22 protein-coding genes are annotated in these 24,350 nt (G+C 71.3%); 9 read left to right on the top strand and 13 right to left on the bottom strand.

Annotated features, from left to right (window positions below):
* Positions 1-20 precede the first annotated feature (20 nt).
* Positions 21-1,586 (top strand): LCP family protein, encoded by a 1,566-nt coding sequence (locus tag ACGF3J_RS14405; protein WP_393854174.1) that lies wholly within the window; start codon positions 21-23, stop codon positions 1,584-1,586.
* A 6-nt stretch (positions 1,587-1,592) separates the two neighbouring features.
* Here the strand turns inward: ACGF3J_RS14405 and ACGF3J_RS14400 are convergent, their stop codons facing one another.
* Positions 1,593-2,648, bottom strand: coding sequence for a glycosyltransferase family 2 protein (locus ACGF3J_RS14400; protein WP_161329099.1), 1,056 nt, complete (start codon positions 2,646-2,648; stop codon positions 1,593-1,595).
* Between the two features lie 287 nt (positions 2,649-2,935).
* Between ACGF3J_RS14400 and ACGF3J_RS14395 the strand changes: the two genes are divergently transcribed.
* A complete protein-coding gene (locus ACGF3J_RS14395; RefSeq protein ID WP_393854173.1) occupies positions 2,936-4,312 on the top strand; it encodes an LCP family protein in 1,377 nt (458 codons plus the stop codon).
* Positions 4,313-4,336: 24 nt separating this feature from the next.
* Here ACGF3J_RS14395 and ACGF3J_RS14390 read toward each other — a convergent pair whose 3' ends face one another.
* Positions 4,337-5,617 carry an LCP family protein gene (locus ACGF3J_RS14390; protein WP_393854172.1) on the bottom strand — a complete coding sequence of 427 codons (1,281 nt, stop codon included), beginning with the start codon at positions 5,615-5,617 and terminating at the stop codon, positions 4,337-4,339.
* Between the two features lie 120 nt (positions 5,618-5,737).
* Here ACGF3J_RS14390 and ACGF3J_RS14385 point away from each other — a divergent pair, with 120 nt between their 5' ends.
* On the top strand, positions 5,738-6,304 hold the full coding sequence (locus ACGF3J_RS14385; RefSeq protein WP_161329101.1) for an acyl-CoA thioesterase: 567 nt from the start codon (positions 5,738-5,740) through the stop codon (positions 6,302-6,304).
* A 13-nt stretch (positions 6,305-6,317) separates the two neighbouring features.
* Here ACGF3J_RS14385 and ACGF3J_RS14380 read toward each other — a convergent pair whose 3' ends face one another.
* Both ACGF3J_RS14380 and ACGF3J_RS14375 read right to left on the bottom strand, forming a co-directional pair.
* Positions 6,318-7,358, bottom strand: coding sequence for a vWA domain-containing protein (locus ACGF3J_RS14380; protein ID WP_161329102.1), 1,041 nt, complete (start codon positions 7,356-7,358; stop codon positions 6,318-6,320).
* 145 nt (positions 7,359-7,503) lie between these two features.
* Entirely contained in the window at positions 7,504-8,661 is a 1,158-nt protein-coding gene (locus tag ACGF3J_RS14375; RefSeq protein ID WP_393854171.1) for an acyl-CoA dehydrogenase, read from the bottom strand.
* A gap of 181 nt (positions 8,662-8,842) precedes the next feature.
* Here ACGF3J_RS14375 and ACGF3J_RS14370 point away from each other — a divergent pair, with 181 nt between their 5' ends.
* Positions 8,843-10,186, top strand: a complete 1,344-nt coding sequence (locus tag ACGF3J_RS14370; RefSeq protein ID WP_393854170.1) for a UDP-glucose dehydrogenase family protein — start codon at positions 8,843-8,845, stop codon at positions 10,184-10,186.
* A 117-nt stretch (positions 10,187-10,303) separates the two neighbouring features.
* On the opposite strand, the gene ACGF3J_RS14365 is transcribed toward ACGF3J_RS14370, so the two are convergent.
* On the bottom strand, positions 10,304-10,810 hold the full coding sequence (locus ACGF3J_RS14365) for a CGNR zinc finger domain-containing protein (protein ID WP_161329105.1): 507 nt from the start codon (positions 10,808-10,810) through the stop codon (positions 10,304-10,306).
* A 107-nt stretch (positions 10,811-10,917) separates the two neighbouring features.
* On the opposite strand from ACGF3J_RS14365, the gene ACGF3J_RS14360 reads away from it, so the two are divergent.
* Together ACGF3J_RS14360 and ACGF3J_RS14355 are read left to right on the top strand one after the other, a co-directional pair.
* Complete coding sequence (locus tag ACGF3J_RS14360; RefSeq protein WP_393854169.1) at positions 10,918-11,289, top strand: VOC family protein; 372 nt, start codon at positions 10,918-10,920, stop codon at positions 11,287-11,289.
* Between the two features lie 32 nt (positions 11,290-11,321).
* Positions 11,322-11,714 carry a VOC family protein gene (locus ACGF3J_RS14355; protein ID WP_393854168.1) on the top strand — a complete coding sequence of 131 codons (393 nt, stop codon included), beginning with the start codon at positions 11,322-11,324 and terminating at the stop codon, positions 11,712-11,714.
* 12 nt (positions 11,715-11,726) lie between these two features.
* Here the strand turns inward: ACGF3J_RS14355 and ACGF3J_RS14350 are convergent, their stop codons facing one another.
* The 4 genes from ACGF3J_RS14350 to ACGF3J_RS14335 form a co-directional block, all read right to left on the bottom strand.
* Positions 11,727-12,857, bottom strand: coding sequence for a dipeptidase (locus ACGF3J_RS14350; RefSeq protein ID WP_161329107.1), 1,131 nt, complete (start codon positions 12,855-12,857; stop codon positions 11,727-11,729).
* Between the two features lie 244 nt (positions 12,858-13,101).
* Entirely contained in the window at positions 13,102-14,280 is a 1,179-nt protein-coding gene (locus tag ACGF3J_RS14345; protein WP_393854167.1) for a dipeptidase, read from the bottom strand.
* A 28-nt stretch (positions 14,281-14,308) separates the two neighbouring features.
* Positions 14,309-14,833, bottom strand: a complete 525-nt coding sequence (gene purE / locus ACGF3J_RS14340) for a 5-(carboxyamino)imidazole ribonucleotide mutase (protein WP_122617052.1) — start codon at positions 14,831-14,833, stop codon at positions 14,309-14,311.
* A complete protein-coding gene (locus ACGF3J_RS14335) occupies positions 14,830-15,969 on the bottom strand; it encodes a 5-(carboxyamino)imidazole ribonucleotide synthase (protein WP_161329109.1) in 1,140 nt (379 codons plus the stop codon). The genes purE and ACGF3J_RS14335 overlap by 4 nt, the downstream gene beginning before the upstream one ends.
* 165 nt (positions 15,970-16,134) lie before the next feature.
* On the opposite strand from ACGF3J_RS14335, the gene ACGF3J_RS14330 reads away from it, so the two are divergent.
* Positions 16,135-16,707 carry a GtrA family protein gene (locus ACGF3J_RS14330; protein WP_161329110.1) on the top strand — a complete coding sequence of 191 codons (573 nt, stop codon included), beginning with the start codon at positions 16,135-16,137 and terminating at the stop codon, positions 16,705-16,707.
* Between the two features lie 7 nt (positions 16,708-16,714).
* Here ACGF3J_RS14330 and draK read toward each other — a convergent pair whose 3' ends face one another.
* Positions 16,715-17,989 carry a two-component system sensor histidine kinase DraK gene (gene draK, locus ACGF3J_RS14325; RefSeq protein WP_122617049.1) on the bottom strand — a complete coding sequence of 425 codons (1,275 nt, stop codon included), beginning with the start codon at positions 17,987-17,989 and terminating at the stop codon, positions 16,715-16,717.
* 32 nt (positions 17,990-18,021) lie between these two features.
* Positions 18,022-18,699: a response regulator transcription factor gene (locus tag ACGF3J_RS14320; RefSeq protein WP_125491337.1), complete on the bottom strand. Its 678-nt coding sequence runs from the start codon at positions 18,697-18,699 to the stop codon at positions 18,022-18,024.
* A 530-nt stretch (positions 18,700-19,229) separates the two neighbouring features.
* On the opposite strand from ACGF3J_RS14320, the gene ACGF3J_RS14315 reads away from it, so the two are divergent.
* Positions 19,230-20,726 (top strand): MFS transporter, encoded by a 1,497-nt coding sequence (locus ACGF3J_RS14315; RefSeq protein WP_161329111.1) that lies wholly within the window; start codon positions 19,230-19,232, stop codon positions 20,724-20,726.
* Between the two features lie 81 nt (positions 20,727-20,807).
* Here the strand turns inward: ACGF3J_RS14315 and ACGF3J_RS14310 are convergent, their stop codons facing one another.
* Positions 20,808-21,842: an aldo/keto reductase gene (locus ACGF3J_RS14310; protein ID WP_161329112.1), complete on the bottom strand. Its 1,035-nt coding sequence runs from the start codon at positions 21,840-21,842 to the stop codon at positions 20,808-20,810.
* Between the two features lie 42 nt (positions 21,843-21,884).
* Positions 21,885-23,369 carry an MFS transporter gene (locus ACGF3J_RS14305; RefSeq protein WP_161329113.1) on the bottom strand — a complete coding sequence of 495 codons (1,485 nt, stop codon included), beginning with the start codon at positions 23,367-23,369 and terminating at the stop codon, positions 21,885-21,887.
* A 57-nt stretch (positions 23,370-23,426) separates the two neighbouring features.
* Between ACGF3J_RS14305 and ACGF3J_RS14300 the strand changes: the two genes are divergently transcribed.
* Positions 23,427-24,305, top strand: coding sequence for a helix-turn-helix transcriptional regulator (locus ACGF3J_RS14300; RefSeq protein WP_161329114.1), 879 nt, complete (start codon positions 23,427-23,429; stop codon positions 24,303-24,305).
* The last annotated feature ends 45 nt before the right edge of the window (positions 24,306-24,350 follow it).

Genomic DNA, 24,350 nt, shown 5'->3' with positions numbered 1-24,350 from the left:
GGGTGGGGAGGGACGCGCAAGTGACGCGGAGCGGTGTGCAGGAGGAGGACAGACGGGAGGCCGTCCCGGACGTCCAGGAGAGTGACGGGACCGGCGGACGCCGTCCGCGGCGTGCCCGCCGGGCGCTGCGCTGGAGCGCGGTGGTGCTCGCCGTGGTCCTGGCCGGCACGGCAGGCGCCGGCTACCTCTACTACGAGCACCTCAACGGCAACATCCAGCAGGACCCCCTGAACCTGGGGGACGGCAAGGTGGCCGCCCCGACGCCGAACGCGGCCGGGCAGACCCCGCTGAACATCCTCGTGATCGGCTCGGACGCCCGCGACAGCGAGGAGAACCAGCAACTGGGCGGCGCCCGCGAGACGTTCGGCTCCACGCCGCTGGCGGACGTGCAGATGCTGGTGCACCTGTCAGCCGACCGAAGCAACATGTCGGTGGTGAGCATGCCGCGCGACACCCTGGTCGAGATACCCAAGTGCACCGACCCGGACGACAGGAAGGTGCACGCGGCGACCGACGGCCGGGTGATGACCAACCAGAGCCTCGGACACGGCGGCCCGGGCTGCACGGTGGCCACCTGGCAGGAGCTGACCGGCATCCACATCGACCACTTCGTGATGGTGGACTTCGCGGGCGTGGTCGCCATGGCGGACGCCGTCGGCGGCGTCCCGGTGTGTGTGGACGCCGACATCCACTCGCGCGACAGCGCGGGCCACGGCTCGGGTCTGAAGCTGGAGAAGGGCACGCACCCGGTCAAGGGCGAGCAGGCCCTGCAGTGGCTGCGCACCCGCTACGGATTCGAGGACGGCAGCGACCTGGCGCGGGCCAAGGCCCAGCACATGTACCTCAACTCGATGGTCCGGGTGCTGCGCGAGAACGCGACCCTCAGCAACCCGAACAAGCTGCGCAGGCTGGCCGAGGAGGCCACCTCCGCGCTCACCGTCGACCCGGGCCTGGACACCGTCAAGAAGCTGTACGACCTCAGCGACGAGCTGCGCCGGGTGAAGCCGGAGCGCATCACCATGACCACGATGCCCAACCGGTACGTGGGCGCGCGCGTGGAGCCGACCGAGGACGCCGAGCAGCTCTTCCGGCTGGTGCGCGAGGACATCGCGCTGGACGGCAAGGACGCGAAGAAGAAGCCCGCGGAGCCCCGGGAGCCGGACGACCCGGCCGCCCCGGACGACGAGATCGCGGTGCAGGTCCGCAACGGCACCCGCACGGACCGCCTCGGCGCGGCGGGCGGCCGCGCGAACACGGTCGCCGGTCTCCTGGTGGAGCGGGGCTTCACCAAGGCCGTCGCGGACCCCTCGGTGCTGCCGAGCGAGGACCGCACCCTCGTCCGCTATCCGAGCGCCGACCTGGAGGGCGACGCCCGGCGGGTGGCCAAGGCCCTGGGAATACCGGCGAGTTCGGTGCAGCGGTCGACCGACGTCTCGGGGGTCACCCTCGTCGTGGGCGCCGACTGGCGCGAGGGCAGCGCGTACGAGGCACCCGAGTCGGACGACCGCACCCCGGAGTCGGCGGAGGCCCTCAACGGCGCGGACAAGAGCGCCTGCATGAAGGTGGACCCGGCGTTCAGCCCCTGACGGACGTCAGCGCGCTCCGGCGGCGTCGGCGGTCCCGGGGTCGGTCATGACGGCCGGGCGCCGCGAGGCGATGACCTTCCTGGCCAGCGACTTGGGGCTGGTCAGGAAGCCCCACCCCCACGACATGTGCATGGTCGCCAGCGCCACGGGGATCTGCGCCCGCGCCTTCAGCCCCAGCCCCTTGCCCGCCGGGACCGACCCGGCGGCGATCGCGGCCAGGTAGGCGCCCGGCACGACGAAGCCCCACGGGGTCAGCGCGGCGCCCACCACGACACCGGCGGCGATCGCGCACACGGCGGTCGGCGGGGCGAGGTAGCGCAGGTTGATGGAGCCGGAGTGGTAGCGGGCGACGACGTGCCGCCAGCGGCCGTAGTCCTTGTACTGCTTGGCCAGCGCGCGCACGCTCGGCCGGGGCCGGTAGGAGACCCGCAGCTCGGGCGAGAACCAGATCAGGCCGCCGGCCTCGCGGATGCGGAAGTTCAGCTCCCAGTCCTGGGCGCGGATGAACTCCTCGTTGTACCCGCCCTGCCGCTCCAGCGCCTCGCGGCGGAAGACGCCCAGGTACACGGTCTCGGCGGGGGCGGCCTCGCCGCCGGTGTGGAAGGCGGCGTTGCCCACGCCGATCTTCGACGTCATCGCGGCGGCGACGGCGTCCTCCCAGGCGTTCTCGCCCTCGGCGTGCATGATGCCGCCGACGTTGTGCGCGCCGGTCTCCTCCAGCAGCCGTACGGCCGTGGCGATGTAGCCGGGCGACAGGATGCCGTGGCCGTCGACGCGGACGACGACGGGGTGGCGGGACGCCTTGATGGCGGCGTTCAGTGCGGCGGGCGTACGGCCGGTGGGATTCGGCACGGTGTGCACGCGCGGATCCTCGGCGACGAGTGCGGCGGCGATCTCGTCCGTACGGTCCGTCGAGGGACCGAGGGCGATCACGACCTCCATCTCGCCGGAGTACTCCTGGGCGAGGATGGCGCGGACGGCGCCGCGCAGGTGCCGCTCCTCGTTGAGGACGGGCATGATCACGGAAACGGCGGGCGGCCGCACGTCGGACTTGGCGTTCATCGGTGCTCACGTTACCGCGAACGGGGGACACGGGTGCGCGCCGCGGGGGTCACAGCGGCGGGCAGCAGATCGTATGGGCCTACGGTGCTCACGGATCCCACGTCCGGCCTCACGGTCCGCAGCCGAGAACCCGTCCCCGCGGAGGTGTCACCTTGCCCACGCCGCCCCGCTCCCCCCGGGTCCCGGCCTCGTCCCCCCGGGGCGGCCCCCCGCCGCAGCGCCGCGGCCCCCGCCCCTCGGGGCACCCGCCGAGGCCCCCCGTACGGCGGAAGAAGCCGCGCTGGGCCATGCGGGCGGTGACCGCGCTGTCGGTGGTGGTGCTGGCCTCCGCGGGCATCGGGCACATGGTCCTCTCCGGGCTGGACTCGGACATCTCGCGCGTCGACCCCTTCAAGGACATGAAGAACCGCCCCAAGGCGGGCGACGGCATGAACGTCCTGATGGTCGGCACCGACGGCCGGGACCGGATCAGCGAGGCGGAGCGGCGCAAGTACAGACTGGGCGGCGCCCCCTGCCACTGCACCGACACCGTCATGATCGTGCACATCTCGGAGGACCGGGAGCGGGCGAGCGTGGTGAGCCTGCCGCGCGACTCGTACGCCGAGACGCCCGGCCACACCGACCGCACCACCGGGGAGCGGCACAAGGGGCACCCGCTGAAGCTGAACGCGGCGTACGCCGAGGGCGGCCCGCAGCTGACCATCCGCACCGTGGAGAACATGACCCACGTGAAGATCGACCACTATCTGGAGGTCGACTTCACCAGCTTCATGAAGACTGTGGACGTCCTCGGCGGTGTGAAAATCTGCACCGTCCAGCCGCTGAAGGACAGCTACACCGGGCTCGACCTCGCGGCCGGCGACCACACCCTGCTGGGCGGGCAGGCGCTCCAGTACGTCCGGGCCCGCCACCTCGACGGGGCCTCCGACCTGAGCCGGATGAAGCGCCAGCAGCGCTTCCTGGCCGCCCTGATCGACCGGGCGACCTCCTCGGGCATCCTGCTGAACCCGCTCAAGTTCCGTGACGTCACCCGGGCCGTGCTGGGGTCGGTGCGGGCCGACAAGGGTTTCGGCACCGACGAGCTGCTGGCGCTGGGGCGGGCGATGCGGAACTTCTCGCCGTCGTCCTCCGAGTTCACCACCGTGCCCATCGGGAAGATGGGGTACGCCGTGAAGGGCGTCGGTTCGACGCTGAAGTGGGACCCGGTGAAGTCCGAGCGGATCTTCGACGCCCTGCGCGAGGACAAGCCGCTGTCGGCGCCCCGGCCCAAGCCCACGGGTCCGGCGCCGGTGCGGGTCCCGGTGGACCCGAAGCAGATCCGGGTCCAGGTGGAGAACGGCACCCGCACCCCGGGCCTGGGCAAGCGGGTGGACGACGCGCTTGCCGCGACCGGGTTCCGCACGACGCGGGCGCCGCGGAACGCCACCGACCGCGCCGTCGAGCGCACCGTGGTCGCCTACGACCCCCGCTGGGACCAGTCGGCGAAGTCGCTGGCCGCCGCCCTGCCCGGCAGCGAGCTGCGGCCGGTGAAGGGGCAGGGGGCGCTGCTGAAGGTGATCGCGGGCGCCGACTTCAGGCAGGCCGTGAAGGTGCGGCCGGCCGACCCGCCGCAGGAGTCGGGCACGGTGGTGCGGGGCGACGAGGTCGTCTGCGGCAAGGAGTGAGGGGACCGGCCGCCCGGCCCCGGCTCAGTTGCCGGAGACGGTGACCTTCTCGTCGTTCTTCAGCTCCTGGACGAGCTGCTTCACCTTGGCGTCGTCCCACTTGAGGTTGCCCCCGACGCTGCCCGAGATCGGCATGTTCATCGAGGTGCCCTCGCCGCCGCTGACGCTCTTCATCGCCCAGAACATGCTCGCCAGGTCGAACAGGCCCATGTCCTTGTCGACGATGAGGGAGTCCAGGCCGGCGCCCATCGTCGGGTACAGCTTGAACGGGTTGAGGACCGTCGAGGGGGTGGCCACCTGGCTCGCCAGCGCCGACAGGAACTTCTGCTGGTTCTTGGTGCGGTCCAGGTCGGAGCCGGCCAGCGCGTACCGGGTGCGGACGAAGGCGAGGGCCTCCTCGCCGTTCAGGGTCTGCTTGCCCTTCTTGAGGTCCGCGCCGGACTTCTTGTCCTTGATGTCCTGCGGGATGTCCATCTCGACGCCGCCGACCGCGTTCACGATGTTCGCGAAGCCGGCGAAGCCGATCTCCACGTAGTGGTCCAGGCGCAGACCGGTGTTGTGCTCGACGGTGCGCACCAGCAGCTCGGGGCCGTCCTCGGCGTACGCGGCGTTCAGCTTGGTGTGCCGACCGGTGCCCGGGTACGTCTTGCCTGAGTCGGAGCCGACGAAGGAGGGGATCTCCACGTCCGAGTCGCGGGGCAGCGAGATCAGCGTCGACCCGTTGTCCCCGGTGTGCAGGATCATCATCGAGTCGGTGCGCTTGCCCTCGGCGGAGCCGGTGTGCAGGTCCTTCTTCTGGTCGTCGGTCATGCCCTCGCGGCTGTCGGAGCCGACGATCAGGTAGTTCGTGCCCTCTCCGGCCTCGGGCCGCTCGATGACCTTGGACAGGTCGACCTCGCGGTTGAGCTTGGAGTCGGCCCAGAAGTAGGTGCCGACGGTGGTGACGACCAGCGCGGTCACGACCGTGATCGCGGTCCACTTGATCCGTCTGCGCCAGTCCGGGGCGGGCCGTCCGGCCCCGCCGCGGCCCTGTCCCGGCCCGTGGCCGCCGGGGCTGCCGTAGACCTGGCCGGTGTTGTAACCGCTGTCGTAGCCGTCGCCGCCGTGTCCCTGGCCGTCGACGTAGGACGGCTGCTGCGGCACCCCGCCGCCGTACGGCGGGGCCGACGGGCCCGGGCCGGGCGGCGGGGCCGCGCCGCGGCGGACCTGGCGCATCACGCGTGCGCTCTCGGGCTGTGCGCTACCGCTGCCACGTCCGTACCGGCCGCGGTTGTCACCGGACCATCCCTCGGGCCAATCATTCATGCGCACCAGTGTGCAGGTACCCGCTGTGGGCCATACAAGGGTCGTCGGAAAATAGGGTCAGCGCTGTTGCGAAGCTGACACAAAAATACGCCGGTGCCGCTCCGGCATAAGGTGGAGGCCATGACAGACCAGGCAGAACAGGCCTCGGCCGCACGGTCGGCGCCACCGGAGATCCCGGGCAAGCCGACCTCGGCCTCCCGCACCACCCTGAGCCACATCATGACGCACGGCGACACCAATCTGCTGGGCACCGTGCACGGCGGCGTGATCATGAAGCTCGTCGACGATGCGGCGGGCGCCGTGGCCGGGCGGCACTCCGGCGGTCCCGCCGTCACCGCGTCCATGGACGAGATGGCGTTCCTCGAGCCGGTCCGCGTCGGCGACCTCGTCCATGTGAAGGCCCAGGTCAACTGGACCGGCCGCAGCTCCATGGAGGTCGGCGTCCGGGTCATGGCGGAACGCTGGAACGAGTCCACCCCGGCCACCCAGGTCGGCTCGGCGTACCTGGTCTTCGCCGCCGTCGACGCCGACGGCAAGCCGCGCACGGTCCCGCCGGTGCTGCCGGAGACGGAGAAGGACAAGCGGCGCTACCAGGAGGCCCAGATCCGCCGCACCCACCGCCTGGCCCGCCGCCGCGCCATCATGGAGCTGCGGGAGCGGCGGGTGGCGGAGGGGTACCAGGACTGACCGAGCACGGGCGTCAGAGCATCAGCAGCAGCCGCGTGTTCGGAACGAGCTTCCGGTTCACGCTGGTGCTCTGCACGAAGATCGTGAAGTCGTCGTTGTGGTCGGGCTTGACGCGGACCTCCACGTCCGGCAGGCCGAGCAGCGCTCGGGCCTCCGGCCCCGTGTACACCCGGTCCGTCTTCTTCTCCAGCACCGATATCTGCTTCTTCGGCTGGACCTTCTCCGACTTGCTCAGCTGGTAGAACGCACCGCCGGTGCGGTACGTGTGTCCGCATTCGACCACCCAGTCCCGGATCGCCGCGTCACGCGTCACCGGGACCAGCTCGTACTTCGACGTGTCCACCGGGGTGAGGCCGGCCGCCTCGATGGTGGCCTTGTTGACCGCTTCCGCACCCGTGGAGAACACCGCCCGCGACCCCCGGATGCCCTGCGCGCGGCCCACCATGAACTTCTCGGTGGCCTCCTGGATGACCTGCCCGGCCTCCTGCAGACCCTGCGTGCTCGTCGCGTCCCAGATGGCGATGTTGTCCTTCGGGAACCCGTACTGCATGGCCTCGCGCTTGCCCATCTGGTCCGGCACGAGGACGGCCAGCGTCCAGTTGTCCTCCTGTGTCTCGATCATCCCGGCCACGGCGTCGACCAGTGCGCGCGGATCCTTGGCCGGGGCGTCCGGGCAGCGGTGGCTCACGTTCTCCTGACCATCGGTGAGCACGAAGGTCAGGAAGCTGTGGTCTCCGTACAGCTGGGCGGTGTGCGCCAGCTCCCGCTGCGACTTGAGCGTGGCCGCCAGCAGCGCCGTCATGCCGCCGACGCGGTACATCTGCTTGAGCGACGGCATCCGGAGCACGTCCTTGTCGTAGATGACGCACTCCACCCTGTCGGCGAAGACGTACACCGTGACGCGGGTCTCCTGGTCCAGTTCCTGCGAGCGGCGGGCCAGGTAGGCGATCTGCTCGTCGGCGACTTCGACCACCTTCTGGCTCAGGCGGGACATGGACGAGCTGGCGTCCAGCACGAGAGCGACGTGATTGATGTAGTTCTGACTTCCGGACAAGGCGGCTCCCCCTCTTTCCGACTCGATGCCCCTACCGTCTCACCCACCACTGACAATCGGCCGGACAGCGACAGGGCACCCCGGGACGTACGGCGACAGCCCCCGGCGTCACGCCGGGGGCTGCCTCCTGACCTGCACAGTCCTGCTAGGGAAGGTTCCTCGCCATGACGATGCGCTGGACCTGGTTGGTGCCCTCGTAGATCTGCGTGATCTTGGCGTCGCGCATCATGCGCTCGACCGGGTAGTCACGGGTGTAGCCGTAGCCGCCGAGGAGCTGGACGGCGTCGGTGGTGACCTCCATGGCCACGTCGGAGGCGAAGCACTTGGCGGCGGCGCCCTGGAAGGTGAGGTCGCTGTCACCGCGCTCCGACTTCGCGGCGGCGGCGTAGGTCAGCTGCCGGGCGGCCTCGATCTTCATGGCCATGTCGGCGAGCATGAACTGGATGCCCTGGAAGTCGGCGATCGGCTTGCCGAACTGCTTGCGCTCCTTGACGTAGCCCTTGGCGTAGTCGAGGGCGCCCTGGGCGATGCCGAGGGCCTGGGCGGCGATGGTGATGCGGGTGTGGTCCAGCGTCTTCATCGCGGTGGCGAAGCCGGTGCCCTCCTCGCCGATCATGCGGTCGGCGGGGATGCGGACGTTGTCCAGGTACACCTCGCGGGTGGGCGAGCCCTTGATGCCGAGCTTCTTCTCCGGGGCGCCGAAGGAGACACCCTCGTCGGACTTCTCGACCACGAAGGCGGAGATGCCCTTGGAGCGCTTGGCGGGGTCGGTGACGGCCATCACCGTGTAGTACTCGGACTCACCGGCGTTGGTGATCCAGCGCTTGACGCCGTTGAGGATCCAGTGGTCGCCGTCGCGGACGGCCTTGGTCTTCATGCCGGCCGCGTCCGAGCCCGCGTCCGGCTCGGAGAGACAGTAGGAGAACATGCCCTCGCCCTGGGCGAGCGGGGTCATGTACTTCTTCTTCAGGTCCTCGGAGCCGGAGAGGATGACCGGCAGGGAGCCGAGCTTGTTCACCGCCGGGATGAGGGAGGAGCTGGCGCAGACGCGGGCGACCTCCTCGATCACGATCACCGTGGCGAGCGCGTCGGCGCCCGCGCCGCCGTACTCCTCGGGGACGTGCACCGCGTGCAGGTCGTTCGCGGTCAGGGCGGTGAGGGCCTCGCGCGGGAAGCGGGCCTCCTCGTCCACCGCCGCGGCGTGCGGCGCGATCTTCGCCTCGGCCAGCGCACGGACGGCGTCGCGGAGCATGTCGTGCTCCTCGGACGGGCGGTACAGGTCGAAGTCAGCCGATCCGGCCAAGGTGTCTCACGCTCCAAAAACGCTGTGATGCTGGGCACGCTAACTACCGTTAAGTAACCCAAATTTTAGAGCCCTGGCCGGGGTCGTGGATAGGTGAGCTTGACGACAGCCGACCGACGGGCCCGCACCGCACCCCCGTTATGCTCGGGCGCGCACCCCGCCGTACACCTCTGGAGCACCCATGGCCCTCAAGATCACCGTGATCGGTACCGGCTATCTCGGCGCGACCCACGCGGCGGCGATGGCCGAGCTCGGTTTCGAGGTGCTGGGCCTGGACGTGGTGCCCGAGAAGATCGAGATGCTCAAGCGGGGCCAGGTGCCCATGTACGAGCCCGGTCTGGAGGAGTTGCTGCACAAGCACGTCGCCGGGATCGAGGGCGCCAGCGGGCGGCTGCGCTTCACCACCGACTTCGCGGAGGTCGCGGCCTTCGGCGACGTGCACTTCCTGTGCGTGAACACGCCGCAGAAGCACGGCGAGTACGCCTGCGACATGTCGTACGTCGACTCGGCGATCGCCTCGCTCGCGCCCCATCTGACGGGCCCGGCGCTGGTCGTCGGGAAGTCGACGGTGCCCGTGGGCTCCGCCGACCGGCTGGCCGCCTACCTCGCCGAGCACGCGCCGGCCGGCGCGGACGCCGAACTGGCCTGGAACCCGGAGTTCCTGCGCGAGGGCTTCGCCGTCCAGGACACGCTGCGTCCCGACCGGCTCGTGGTCGGTGTCCGCAGTGAGCGGGCGGAGAAGCTGCTGCGCGAGGTGTACGCCACACCGATCGCGGAGGGGTCGCCCTTCGTGGTCACGGACTTCCCGACCGCCGAGCTGGTGAAGACCTCCGCGAACTCCTTCCTGGCCACCAAGATCTCCTTCATCAACGCGATGGCGGAGGTGTGCGAGGCGGCCGACGGCGACGTCGCCAAGCTGGCCGAGGCGATCGGGTACGACGACCGGATCGGCCGGAAGTTCCTGCGGGCCGGGATCGGCTTCGGCGGCGGCTGCCTGCCCAAGGACATCCGGGCGTTCATGGCGCGCGCCGGCGAGCTGGGCGCGGACCAGGCGCTCACCTTCCTGCGCGAGATCGACTCGATCAACATGCGCCAGCGCGGCCAGATGGTGGAGCTGACCCGGCAGGCACTGGGCGGCGGCCCGTTCCTCGGCAAGCGGATCGCGGTGCTCGGCGCCACCTTCAAGCCCGACTCGGACGACGTGCGGGACTCCCCCGCGCTGAACGTCGCCGGGCAGGTCCACCTCCAGGGCGCCCAGGTGACGGTGTACGACCCCAAGGGCATGGCGAACGCGCGGCGGCTCTTCCCGACCCTCGGGTACGCCGACTCCGCGCTGGAGGCGGTGCGGGGTGCCGACGTGGTGCTGCACCTGACGGAGTGGCGGGAGTTCCGCGAGCTGGACCCCGGGACGCTGGGCGAGGCCGCGGCGGCCCGGGTGATCCTGGACGGGCGCAACGCGCTGGACCCGGAGATCTGGCGCAAGGCCGGCTGGACCTACCGGGCGATGGGCCGCCCCACGGCCTAGCCCGCCGTCCGTCCGGTGAGGGGCGGCGCCGGTTCGGCCGAGGCTCAGTCGGCCGAACCGGCGCCGTCCGCATTCTGCCCCATCGGGCGGCCCGGGGGCCGGTGAACCCCGTGTGGTTCACGCCTCCTTGGCCCGGTACCTGCGCATCTTGGCGCGCGCTCCGCACACCTGCATCGAGCACCAGCGGCCGCGTCCGGCCGGGCTGCGGTCGTAGTACGCCCAGAGGCAGTCGACGGCCTCGCAGGCCTTCAGCCGGCTCCAGGTGCCGGCGACCAGCGCCTCGGCGACGGCGGCGGCGACCCGTGCGGCCAGCAGACCCTCCCGGGCCGGGGCGAGGGCGGCGGAGCCGTCGGCGTCGTCGACCGTCACCACCAGCGGAGCCGCGGCCAGCAGCTCGCCCAGCGGGGTCACCGCGCGGTGCGGCGGATGACCGGCGTGGGCCAGCAGCGTCACGCGCAGGGACTCGCGCAGCTCGCGGGCGTCCGGTACGGCGTCCTCCGCCAGCCCGAACCGCGCCCGGTTCTCCGGCGTGTCCAGCGAGTCGGCGCCCGTCTCGACGTCCAGCGTGTTCACCAGGGCCCGGACCAGCTCCAGACCTCCCGGCGCGGGCGATCTCACACTCATGCTTGCGACGTTACCGCCAATGCGGGAGCATGAGGTAACCGTTACCGGTTACCCGCCCCATGCAGGTAACCGTCGCAGCGACCACTGCGGACCCCAAGGAGGAAGTCATGGCTGTCGCCGAACTGGGCGTCGTCGTCCTGGACTGTCCCGACCCGCACGCACTGGCCCGCTTCTACGCCGGCGTGCTCGGCGGAACCGTCGAGGACAAGAGCGACGACCACGACGAGTGGGTCGACCTGAACCTGCCCGGCGGGCAGACGCTGGCCTTCCAGGGCTCCCCCGGCTACGTACAGCCGAAGTGGCCCGGGCCCGACGGAGCCCAGCAGTTCCACCTCGACCTCGACGTGAAGGACCTCGACGCGGCCGAGAAGGCCGTGCTGGAGCTGGGCGCGCGCCCGCTGGACGCGGAGGACCGCGCCCGTACCTTCCGGGTGTACGCCGACCCGGCCGGGCACCCGTTCTGCCTCTGCGCCTGCTGACCAGCGCACCCACCGAACCAGGAGGGCCCCACATGGCACCCGCCGCACGTTTCCGCTCCGTCGTCGTCGACTGCCCCGAGCCGCGCGAGCTGGCCCGGTTCTACGCAGCGGTCGGCGGCGGGACGCCCGACGAGGAGGACCCGGACTGGGTGGTGCTCCACGTGCCCGGCGGGCCGCGGCTGTCCTTCCAGCGGGCCCCGGACCTCACCCCGCCGGAGTGGCCGCGCTCCGACCGCAACGCCCAGCAGTTCCACCTCGACTTCGACGGCGGATCGACCTGGGCCGAGATGGACGCGGCGCACGAGCGGGTGCTCGCCCTGGGCGCCAGGCCGCTGGACCTGGAGGACCGGGAGACGAAGGGCTTCATGGTGTACGCCGACCCGGCCGGGCACCCCTTCTGCCTGTGCCGGATCGAGCACGGCTGACCGGCCCGGCGCTCAGCCGTCCAGTTCGGCGATCGTCGCCGTCGACGGCTCCCGGCGCTGCTGTACCGCGCGGGCGGTGAAGGCCGCGCCGCGCAGCACGCGCTGGACGTTGCCCCAGGTCAGCAGGGCCACGTCCGCCTCGTCCCAGCCACGGCGCAGCAGCTCGGCGATGAGCCGCGGGTAGCAGGAGGCGTCGCCCAGCTCCAGCGGGTGGGCGGCGCCCGAGTCGTAGGTGCCGGAGAGGCCGACGCTCTCCGGTCCGGCCACCGTGCGGACGTGGTCGAGGTGGTCGGCGACGTCGCGGACGGTCGGGCCGGTCTGCTCGGCGGTCAGCGGCACCATGCACAGCCCTCCGGCCGCGCCCAGCTCGACCAGCAGGTCGTCGGGCAGGTTGGCGGGGTGCGGGCGCAGGGCGCGGGCGGCGGAGCGGGTGCACACGGCCGGGGCCTTGGAGACGGCGAAGGTGCGGCGGATGGTCTCGGCGGAGGCGCCGGAGAGGTCGGCGAGCACGCCGAGCCGGTTCATCTCCCGGACGACCTCCTCGCCGAACCGGGTCAGCCCCGCCTCGCTCGCCCAGGTCACCCCGGACAGCGTCAGCACGCGCAGGCCGAGGGCGTGCAGCGAACGCAGGATGCCGAGGCGGTCGCCGAGGGCGGGGGCGCCCGCGGGACCGGGCAGCACGGCGACCCGGCCGCAGTTGCGGGCGTCGATGGCCTGCCCGGCGTCGTAGGCCAGGCGCAGCCCTTCAGGGTGCGCCCGCACGACCATCTTGACCAGGTCCAGCTGCTCCAGCGTGGCGCCGATCGCGCGGTCCCCGTCGAGGGCCTCGGGCAGATGCAGCGACCACAGCAGCGCGCCCACATGGCCCTCGCGCAGCCGCGGCACATCGGTGTCGACGGCGCTCTCGCCCAGCTCGAGGTCGTACCAGGGCAGGTGCTTGAGCGCCCAGGGCAGCCCGCTGTAACCGTCGGCGACGGGATGGGCGGCCAGGACGGCGTGCGCCCGGGTCAGCGGCTCGTCGTCGGGGTCGGACACGGGCGTGTACGGCTCCGGCGGGAAGGCCTGCGCGGCGAGCGGCTCGGACAGGTCGCCGAGCCCGCCGGCCTCGGTACCGGTGTGCAGGTCGTCCTGGAGGTCTGCCATGGCGCGCTCCGTACGCTCGTTCGTGAGGTACGGCCACCGTCGCACGGAGCGGAAAGGGCTTCCTGGTGGGTGGGGCGTTCGGGGGTACGCGGCTCAGCCCCCGGCCGCGTCGATCACCTCGTCCAGGGTGTCCCGGGAGGCTGCGGCTCGGGGCGCCGCCGAGCCCCGTGCGGGGCCGGTACCTGATGTGCGTGGGCGGGGCGACCGGATGCACCGGCCACCCCGCCCTCGGAGAGGTGACGGCTCAGCCGTCGAGTTCCTCCAACGACGCGTTGGACGGCTCCCGGGTGGCCTGAAGCCCTCGGGCCACCTCCTCCGCGGCGTCGAGCACACGGACCGCGTTCTTCCAGGTCACCTTGGCCAGGTCGGCCTGGGACCAGCCGCGGTCGAGCAGTTCGGCGATGAGGTTCGGGTAGCCCGCGACGTCGCCGAGGCCGTCCGGGGTGAAGGGCGTGCCGTCGTAGTCGCCGCCGATGCCGAGGTGGTCGACGCCCGCGACCTCGCGCATGTGGTCGAGGTGGTCGGCGACCGTGGAGACCGTGGCGACGGGACGCGGGACGCGCTCCTCGAAGGCGGCGTGCACCTTCATCGCCTCGGGGCTGGAGTCGAGGTGGTGGAAGCCGTGCGCGCGCATGTTCTCGTCGGCCTCGGCGGTCCAGTCCACGGCCGCCTGGAGCACGAACTTCGGCACGAACGTCACCATCGCCATGCCGCCGTTGGCGGGCAGCCGCTCCAGGACGTCGTCCGGGATGTTGCGCGGGTGGTCGCAGACGGCCCGGGACGAGGAGTGCGAGAAGATCACCGGCGCGGTCGAGGTGTCCAGCGCGTCGCGCATCGTCGTCGCCGCGACGTGCGAGAGGTCGACCAGCATGCCCTCGCGGTTCATCTCGCGGACGACCTCGCGGCCGAAGGCCGACAGGCCGCCGACGCCGGGCTCGTCGGTCGCCGAGTCCGCCCACGCGACGTTGTCGTTGTGGGTGAGCGTCATGTAGCGCACCCCGAGCGCGTACAGGGCGCGCAGGGTGGCCAGCGAGTTGTCGATGGAGTGGCCGCCCTCGGCGCCCATCAGCGAGGCGATCCGGCCCTCGGCGCGGGCCGCCTCCATGTCGGCGGCGGTGTGCGCGGCCCGCAGGTCCCCGGGGTGGCGGTCGATCAGCCGCCGCACGCAGTCGATCTGCTCCAGCGTCGCCGTCACCGCGCCCGGCAGGTCGGAGCGGACGTACACCGACCAGTACTGCGCGCCGACGCCGCCGGCCCGCAGCCGGGCCAGGTCGGTGTGCAGGCGGGCGGACTGGTCGGAGGCGATGTCGCGGGCGTCGAGGTCGTAGCGGACCTGTTCGCGCAACGCCCAGGGCAGGTCGTTGTGCCCGTCGACGACGGGGAACTCGCGCAGCAGTTCCCGGGCCTGGTCCAGCGAGGTCATCCGCGTCCCTTCGGTCACTGTCCGCCCGTCACTTTCCGAATCCGAAGCCGGCCGCGGCGCCCTCGACCTTGCTGCGCAGCCGCTTGCCCTTCTCGGTGGCCTGGTCGTTCAGCTCCTGCTGGAACTCGCGCATGCGGCCCTGCAGTTCCTCGTCGTGCGCGGCGAGGATGCGGGCGGCCAGCAGGCCGGCGTTGCGGGCGCCGCCCACGGAGACGGTGGCGACGGGGACGCCGGCCGGCATCTGCACGATGGACAGGAGGCTGTCCATGCCGTCCAGGTACTTCAGCGGCACCGGGACGCCGATGACCGGCAGCGGGGTGACGGAGGCGAGCATGCCGGGCAGGTGGGCGGCGCCCCCGGCCCCGGCGATGATCGCCTTGAGTCCGCGGCCAGCGGCCTGCTCGCCGTACGCGATCATCTCGTGCGGCATGCGGTGCGCCGAGACGACGTCGACCTCGTAGGCGATCTCGAACTCGTCGAGGGCCTTCGCGGCGGCCTCCATGACGGGCCAGTCGGAGTCCGACCCCATGACGATGCCGACAACTGGGCTCATTCGGTGATCGTCCCTCTCAGGTAGCCGGCAGCGTGACGGGCGCGCTCCAGCACGTCGTCCAGGTCGTCGCCGTAGGTGTTCACGTGGCCGACCTTGCGGCCGGGCTTCACGTCCTTGCCGTACATGTGGATCTTCAGCTGGGGGTCGCGGGCCATGCAGTGCAGGTAAGCGGAGTACATGTCCGGGTAGTCGCCGCCGAGGACGTTGACCATCACGGTCCACTTCGCGCGCGGGCGCGGGTCGCCGAGGGGGAGGTCGAGGACGGCGCGGACGTGGTTGGCGAACTGCGAGGTGATCGCGCCGTCCATCGTCCAGTGGCCGGAGTTGTGCGGGCGCATCGCCAGTTCGTTGACGAGGACGCGGCCGTCGCGGGTCTGGAACAGCTCGACGGCGAGGTGGCCGACGACGCCGAGTTCCTTGGCGATGCTGAGCGCCATCTCCTCGGCGTGCAGGGCCAGGTCCTCGTCGAGGTCGGGGGCGGGTGCGATCACCGTGTCGCAGACGCCCTTGACCTGCTGGGACTCGACGACCGGGTAGGCCACCGCCTGGCCGTGCGGGGAGCGGACCACGTTGGCGGCCAGCTCGCGGACGAAGTCGACCTTCTCCTCCGCCAGCACCGGCACACCGGCGCGGAAGGGGTCGGCGGCCTCCTCGACGGAGTCCACCACCCACACGCCCTTGCCGTCGTACCCGCCCCGGACCGTCTTGAGGACGACGGGGAATCCGTCGCCCTCCGCCGCGAAGGCGGCCACGTCGTCCGGATCGCTCACGATCCGGTGCCGCGGGCAGGGCACGCCGATCGCGTCGAGCCGCGCGCGCATCACGCCCTTGTCCTGGGCGTGCACGAGCGCGTCGGGGCCCGGACGGACGGGGATGCCGTCCGCCTCCAGGGCCCTGAGGTGCTCGGTCGGCACGTGCTCGTGATCGAAGGTGATCACGTCACAGCCGCGCGCGAACTCGCGGAGCGTGTCCAGATCGCGATAGTCGCCGATGACGACTTCGTTCACGACCTGCGCCGCAGAGTCCTGAGGTGTGTCACTGAGAAGCTTGAACCTGATGCCCAACGGGATGCCCGCCTCGTGTGTCATACGAGCGAGCTGGCCACCGCCGACCATGCCGACTACGGGGAACGTCACACCCCTAGCGTATCGGCCGCGCGGAGCCCACCTGTTTACCGGCCGTTTCCCGCCCCTCCGACCGCCCGTTCCGGACCCCGCCCGCCGCTCGGCAGGAAGATCGCGCGTCCGGGTGGTTAGCATGAACAGATTGACGCCAACCGACGGACGGGGGCCTGCACGACCATGGAACGTGGTTCCTCGGGTGCTCACATGGCTCCCCCCGCTCCTCCCGCGCCCCGCGGCGCACTGCGGGAGCGGATCGACCGGCTGGTGCGTGAGGTCGTGAAGTTCGGCGCGGTGGGCGGCGCGGGAGTGCTGGTCAACCTCCTCGTCTTCAACTTCGTGCGGCACGTGACCGACCTCCAGGTGGTGCGGGCCAGCATCGTGGCGACGATCGTCGCGATCGTCTTCAACTACGTGGGCTTCCGCTACTTCACCTACCGCGACCGCGACAAGGGCCACCGGACCCGTGAGATGTCGCTGTTCCTGCTCTTCAGCGCGGTCGGACTGGTGATCGAGAACGGGGTGCTCTTCACGGCGACGTACGGCTTCGGCTGGGACAGCCCGTTGCAGAGCAACATCTTCAAGTTCCTCGGCATCGGGCTCGGCACGCTCTTCCGCTTCTGGTCGTACCGCACCTGGGTCTTCCGCACGCTGCCCGCCCGTCCGCCGGTGACCCGCTCGGACACCTTCCGGGAGCCCGGGCACCCGGCCCCGGTGCCCGCCCCCGACGGCACCCCCGCGGCCCACCGCTGAGCGCCCGCTAGCGCACCGTGGCGCCCGCGTCCCCGGACGACTTCTTCGGGGGCGGGGTGCGGGACAGGAACAGTCCGAAGACCGGGGGGCGGCCCTGGAGCAGTTCCAGGCGGCCGCCGTCCGCCTCGGCCAGGTCGCGGGCGACGGCGAGACCGATGCCCGTCGAGTTCCGGCCGCTGATCGCCCGCTCGAAGATCCGCGCCCCCAGGTCGCCCGGGACGCCGGGGCCCTCGTCGGTGACCTCCACGACCGCCTGGTTGCCGGTCACCCGGGTCCGCAGGGCCACCGTGCCGCCGCCGTGCATCAGGGAGTTCTCGATCAGCGCGGCCAGCACCTGCGCCACGGCGCCCGGCGTGCCCACGGCCGTCAGGTGCCGCTTGCCGGAGCTGACGATCGCCCGGCCCTCGCTGCGGTAGGCGGGACGCCACTCGGCGATCTGCTGCTGGATGACGTCGTCCAGCTCGAAGGTGACGGCGGAGCCGCTGCGCGGGTCGCGCGAGTTGGTCAGCAGCCGGTCCACGACGTCCGTCAGGCGCTCCACCTGCGACAGCGCGATCGTCGCCTCCTCCTTCACCGTCTCCGGCTCGTCGGTGAGGGTGATCTCCTCCAGCCGCATGGACAGCGCGGTCAGCGGCGTACGCAGCTGGTGGGAGGCGTCGGCGGCCAGGCGGCGCTCGGCGGTGAGCATCCGGGCGATGCGCTCGGCGGAGGAGTCCAGCACGTCCGCGACCCGGTCAAGCTCGGGGACGCCGTACCGCTTGTGCCGCGGGCGCGGATCGCCGGAGCCGAGGCGCTCGGCGGTCTCGGCGAGGTCGGTGAGCGGGGAGGCGAGGCGGTTGGCCTGCCGGATCGCGAGCAGGACGGCGGCGACCACGGCGAGCAGCGCGACCAGGCCGATGATCAGCAGGGTGCGGCCGACCTCCCGGGTCACGGAGGAGCTGGGCTCCTCGACGAGGACCGTCTCGCCCTCCTCACCGGTGGCGGTGCCCCGCAGCACCTCACCCGTCGGCTTGCTGCCGACCTCGATGACCGGTTCGCCGGGGATGCGGATCACGGCGTACCGCGCGTCCCGGATCTGCTCCCGCAGGAACCGCGCGTCGACGGAACCGGTGCCGATCAGCCTGCTGTCCACGATGCTGGCCAGCCGCACCGCCTCGAGGTCGACCCGTTCCTGCGCGGTGCTGCTGATCGTCCGGGTCTCCACGATCACGAGGGAGACGCCGAAGACGGCGATCACGACGAGCACCACGGCGAGCGTGGACTGGATCAGTCGGCGGCGCATGTCCTCTTACCCGGGCAGGCCCCTGCGGGGGCTCAGTTCTTCTCGAAACGGAAACCCACACCGCGCACGGTGGCGATGTAGCGGGGGTTCGCCGCGTCGTCGCCCAGCTTCTTGCGCAGCCAGGAGATGTGCATGTCCAGGGTCTTGGTCGACGACCACCAGGTGGTGTCCCAGACCTCGCGCATCAGCTGGTCGCGGGTGACGACCCGGCCGGCGTCGCGCACCAGCACCCGCAGCAGGTCGAACTCCTTGGCGGTGAGCTGGAGCTCCTCCTCGCCCATCCAGGCGCGGTGCGACTCGACGTCGATCCGCACACCGTGCGTGGCGGGCGGCTGCGGGGGCTCGACGGCGCCGCGCCGCAGCAGGGCCCGGACCCGGGCGAGCAGCTCGGCGAGGCGGAAGGGCTTGGTGACGTAGTCGTCGGCGCCCGCGTCCAGGCCGACCACGGTGTCCACCTCGTCGGCGCGCGCGGTCAGGATCAGGATCGGTACGGCGTGGCCCTCGGAGCGCAGCCGCCGGGCGACCTCCAGACCGTCCATGCCCGGCAGGCCCAGGTCCAGCACGACCAGGTCGATGCCGCCCTGGAGCCCGGCGTCGAGCGCGGCGGGTCCGTCCTCACGCACCTCGACCTCGTACCCTTCCCGGCGCAGGGCGCGGGCCAGCGGCTCCGAGATGGACGCGTCGTCCTCGGCGAGCAGTACACGGGTCATGAGCTGATGGTAGACCGCTCGGAGCAACGGCCGGGGCATGATCGCCGCCCGGGACTCTTACCTGAGGACAAGCCGGACACCCCGGTGCCGGGCGGCTCCACGCCCCCCCGGATCGGCCCTGCGGCTGTGGGATGCCATCCTGGAATGGACCTTCGAATGATCGTTCGCGGTTCCGGAATCACCTGTGATCCGTGTCTCAAGTCCTTCCATACCGGGCGGTGTCCTGCCGTATGGTGAATCAGCGCCTGTAGCACCCAGGGGACCTTTGGCGACAGTTCGACGCTGAAGGTCTCTTTTGTGTGCGGGCCGGCCCCAGGGGCCGGCCTCGAAAGGAATGACCTGTGGCCGGGCCTCGAAGCGTGCGGTGACGCGCGGGGAGGCGTGGATCCCGGTGGCCGCCGTCCACCGCTCCGTGATCCGGAGCGGAATCCCTCAGGCGTGGGGTGGGCGGGTGGAGGCCGCCGGTGCCGGCCGCCCCCCACCGGGCGCGCATCGCCTCATGAGCGCGTCCCGACCAGCAAGGATCGACCATGGCGTCCAGCCTGACGAAGGACTCGGTCACACCGGGCACCCCCGGCTCCGAGAAGACCTTCTTCGGCCACCCCCGCGGACTGGCCACACTCTTCATGACCGAGATGTGGGAGCGTTTCTCCTACTACGGCATGAGGGCTCTGCTCCCGCTGTACCTTGTCGCCCCGGGTGGCCTCGGCCTCAACGCCGGCACCGCGACCGCGATCTACTCGGTGTACCTCTCGCTGGTGTACCTGCTGACCATGCCCGGCGGCTGGTTCGGCGACCGCGTCTGGGGCCCCCGCAAGACCGTCGCCATCGCCGGCGGCGTGATCATGCTCGGCCACCTCACCCTGGCGCTGCCGTCCTCCGGCACGTTCTACGCGGGCCTCGGCCTGGTCGCCATAGGCTCGGGTCTGCTCAAGGCCAACATCTCGACGATGGTCGGCCAGCTCTACGACGGCCCCGACGACCCGCGCCGCGACGGTGGCTTCACCGTCTTCTACATGGGCATCAACCTCGGTGCCTTCGCGGCGCCGCTGGTCATCGGCACCATCGGTGAGAACGTCAACTGGCACCTGGGCTTCGCGCTCGCCGCGCTCGGCATGGGCCTGGGCGTGATCCAGTTCCTGCTCGGCAGCCGCCACCTCGCCCCCCACTCCAGCGTGGTCCCCAAGCCGCTGTCCGTCGAGGAGAAGACCTCGACGCTGCGCAAGGCCGCGTTCTGGGCCGCGCTCGCCGTGGTGTTCTACGCGATCGTCGGCTTCTCCGGCGCCTACACCCTGAACTGGATCCTGGTCCCGCTGACCCTGCTCGGTGTGATCATCCCGGTGCTGGTCCTGACCCGCATCAAGCGCGACAAGTCCCTGGACCGCGCCGAGCAGTCCAAGATGTCGGCGTACATCTGGTTCTTCGTCGCCGCGGCCGTGTTCTGGATGATCTACGACCAGGGCGGCTCGACGCTGTCGCTGTTCGCCGACTCCTCGGCCGAGAACAGCGTCCTCGGCTGGGACTTCCCGGTCTCCTGGTACCAGTCGGTCAACCCGGTCATCATCATGGCCCTGGCCCCGGTCTTCGCCATGGTGTGGCTGGCGCTCGCCCGCCGCGGCAAGGAGCCGAGCACGATCGTGAAGTTCTCGTTCGGCCTGGTCCTGGTCGGCGCGTCCTTCTTCCTCTTCCTGGCCCCACTGGCCATCGCGGACGGCGGCCACAAGGCGGCCGCCCTGTGGCTGGTGGCGATCTACTTCGTCCAGACCTGCGGTGAGCTGCTGCTCTCCCCGGTCGGTCTGTCGGTCACCACGAAGATGGCGCCCGTGAAGTACGCCTCGCAGATGATGGGCGTCTGGTTCCTGGCCGTCACCGCCGGTGACGCCACGACCGGCCTGCTCTCCATCGCGGGCGTCGACCTGAACAAGACGGGCATCGTGGCCGCGGAGGCGACCCTCGCGGTCGTCGCCGGCGTGGCGATCTGGATGTACCGCAAGCGCGTCAAGGAGCTCATGGGCGACGTGCGCTGAGGCCGGCCGGCCCAGGCACTCCTCGGAAGGGTCACCGCGTCCCGGGTGGACGCGGTGGCCCTTCCGGCTTTCCCGCGCACGTCAGTGCTCGTCCGGCTCCCGGACGCGCTCCGCGTCGCTGTATTCCTGGTGCCAGTACGGGTACGGCAGCCGGGGGACGCTGACCTCGTCGAGGGCGGCGCGCTCCTCGGGGGTCAGCGACCAGTTCGTCGCGGCCAGGTTGTCGGTGAGCTGGCGCTCGTTGCGGGCGCCGATGACCACCGAGGTGACGCCCTTCGCCTCCAGCGCCCAGCGCAGAGCCACCTGGGCCGGACTCACCTCCCGCTCCTGTGCGATCTTGCGCAGTACGTCGATGGTGTCGAAGGTGCGCTCGGGGTCCACGGGCTCGAACCAGCCCACCGCCCGCCGCGTTCCCGCGGGCGGCGTCGCGCCGCGCTCCTGGTGGCCGCTGAGCAGCCCCCCGGCGAGCGGGCTCCACACCATGACGCCCACACCCTCGGCCTCGGCCATGGGCAGCAGTTCCCACTCGACCTCGCGGGCGGCCAGGCTGTACTGGATCTGGTGCGAGGCGAATCGCTCGAGGCCGGACCGCTCGCTGGTGGCGAGGGCGCGGGTGAGCTGCCAGGACGTCAGGTTGGACGCGCCGGTGTAGCGGACCTTGCCCGCCCGGACGAGGTCGTCCAGGGCCCGCAGGGTCTCCTCCCACGGGGTGCGGCCGTCCCAGCCGTGCGTCTGGTAGAGGTCGATGTAGTCGGTGCCCAGTCGGCGCAGACTGGCCTCCACCGAGCGCACGATGTGGTGACGGGACAGGCCTCGGTCGTTCGGACCACCGTCGCCGTCGGGCATCTGCCAGCGCACCTTCGTCGCGATGATCACGTCGTCGCGACGGGTGCCGAGGGCGGCGCCGAGGACCTCCTCGGACTGTCCGGCGGAGTACATGTCGGCGGTGTCGAAGAAGTTGACGCCCGCGTCCATGCTCGTGTGCACGAGTTGCCGGGCCTCGATGGTGTTGAGCCGGCCCATGTGCTGGAATCCGTGGCGTCCGCCGAACGTCATCGTGCCGAGGCAGATCTCGGAGACCTGGAGGCCGGTGCGGCCCAGGTAGCGCATGCGCATGTGATTCGTTCCCCTCAGAGTCTCGGTGCGTTCCGCGGTCCCTCAGCGCGCCTCGACGGAGACCTTGTCGCCGGGCGCCGAGGCCTCGGCCGCCGGGGTCTCGGCCGCCGTGGCACGGTCGGGCCGGAGGAAGGCCATGGCGGCGAGACCGGCGAGGAGCAGCGCGCCTGCGGCGACCAGCAGACCCTCCTGTACGCCGTTGAGGACGGCGGCGGGGCCGCTGCCGCCCGCGGAGTCGATGCCGGCCGCCGCGACGGTGGCGAGGACCGGGGTGCCGACGGTGACACCGAGCTGCTGACCCGTGTAGGCGAGGCCGGTGGCCAGGCCCTGCTCGCGGTCCGGCAGACCCGAGGTGGCGGTGATCATGTAGCCGACGACCGCGAGGAGGTGGCCGAATCCGCCGGTGGCGGTGGCGATGAGGAGCAGCGGCATGCTGCCGGCGGCGTCGAGGAAGTAGAGCGCGGCGGTGCTCGCCGCCTGCAGCAGCAGACCGTAGACGAGGGCCCGGTGGACGCCGATCGCGCCGATGATGCGGGCGGCGAAGGCACCGCCGACGACGGCGGCGACGCCGAGGGAGGCGAAGGTGAAGCCGGCGTTGAGCGGGCTCATGCCGCGCACCTGCTGCAAGTACAGGGTCAGCAGGAACACCATGCCGGTCATCATCGCGAACGTGACCAGGCCGGTGGCGTTGCCCCAGCTCACGGTGCGGCGGCGGAGCACCTTCAGGTCGACGAGGGGGGCGGCGACCCGCGACTCGACGGCGAAGAAGGCGACGAGGAGCACGAGCCCGGCGGCCAGGGAGAGCAGGGTGGTGGTGGAGCTCCAGCCGTTGCGCTCGGCCGAGGTGATGCCGAAGATCACCGAGAGGAGGCCGCCGGTGACGGTGACGGCGCCGAGGAGGTCCAGCTTCGGGGTCTCCTCGTTGCGGCTCTCCTTGATGAGGATCGGGGCGGCGATGGCGGCGACGACGCCGACGGGGACGCTGATGAAGAGCGTCACGCGCCAGCTGGTGAAGTCGGTGATGACTCCGCCGAGGACCACGCCGGACAGGAAGCCGAGCGAGAGCAGGGCGCCGTTGATGCCGAGCGCGCGGTCGCGCTGCGAGCCCTCGGCGAAGCTGGTGGTGAGCAGGGACATCGCCGCCGGGGTGAGCATGGCGGCCGCGACACCCTGGGCGGCGCGGGCTGCGAGCAGGAAGCCGGGGGTGGGGGCGAGGCCCCCGGCGAGGGAGGCGACCGTGAAGAGGACCATGCCCACGATGAACCAGTTGCGCCGGCCGTAGAGGTCGGCGGCCCGGCCGAAGAGCAGCAGCAGGCCGCCGGACGGCAGCGCGAACGCGGTGACCACCCACTGCAGGTCGCTCAGCTTGAAGCCGAGGTCCTCACCGAGGACGGGGAGCGCGACGCTGAGGATGGAGAAGTCGAGGGCGAGCATGAACTGCGTACCGCACAGCAGGGCGATGATGAGCCACTGGCGTGTGGTGAACGGCACTTTGCCGGTCTGCTGAGTGACGGAGTCGGAAGTCATGGCAGAAGGCTGGCAATTATCGCCATGCCGTGGGGAGCCCGAATCTATCCTGGGTCCATGACCACCACGAACCTCAACGCAGTACGGGAGCCCCGTCGACGTGAGGAGCTCAAGCACTTCCTGCGTGCGCGCCGGGAACGGCTCAGGCCCGAGGACGTGGGGTTTCCTCCGGGCATGCGCCGGCGCACCCCGGGGCTGCGCCGGGAGGAGGTCGCGATGCTGGCGGGCATCGGCGCCTCCTGGTACACGTGGCTCGAACAGGGCCGGGACATCAAGGTGTCGGGCCAGGTCGTGGACTCGATCAGCCGGGCGCTGCTGCTGGACGCCGTCGAACGGGACCATCTGTACCGGCTGGTGGGGATGAACCCGCCGCAGCGCGCGGCCGACGACTGCGCGGACACCGGGCAGTTGACGGCCCTCGTGGAGGGCTGGATGCCGAGCCCGGCGTATGTGATCGACCGGTGCTGGGACATCGTGGGGCTCAACCGCGCGGCCGGCCTTGTCTTCGGGTTCGGCGAGCGGGACACCAACTGCCTGGTGTCCTTCTTCACCAATCCGGCGTTCCGGGCGCGCCACCGGTACTGGGCGGAGGTCGCTCCCGGCCTGGTGTCCGAGTTCCGCAGGGACGCCGCCCGTTACCCGGCGGAGCCGCGGTTCACCGCGATCTCGAGCCGGCTGACACAGGAGAGCGAGGAGTTCGCGGACCTGTGGTCGCGGTACGAGCTCACGCCGACGAACCAGGGCACGAAGGCGATCGAGCATCCGCGGGCGGGGCTGCTGATCTTCGATCACTCGGTGCTCGAGATCCCGGACCGGCCCGGGATCCGGTTGATGCTGCACACGGCGCAGGCCGGTACGGAGACCCACGAGAGGGTCGCCGAACTGCTGCGGCGGGACGAGCGGAAGGGCAGGATCTCGCTGGTCGACGCGGGCTGAGCGGCCCGCGGATCCCACCTGCCCCGAACCGGCAAGAGAACGGCT

The organism is Streptomyces sp. NPDC048171 (assembly GCF_043202655.1).
Lineage (GTDB): Bacteria > Actinomycetota > Actinomycetes > Streptomycetales > Streptomycetaceae > Streptomyces.
Note: the sequence above shows the minus strand (reverse complement) of the source record. Positions and strands in the feature narration are given on the sequence as shown.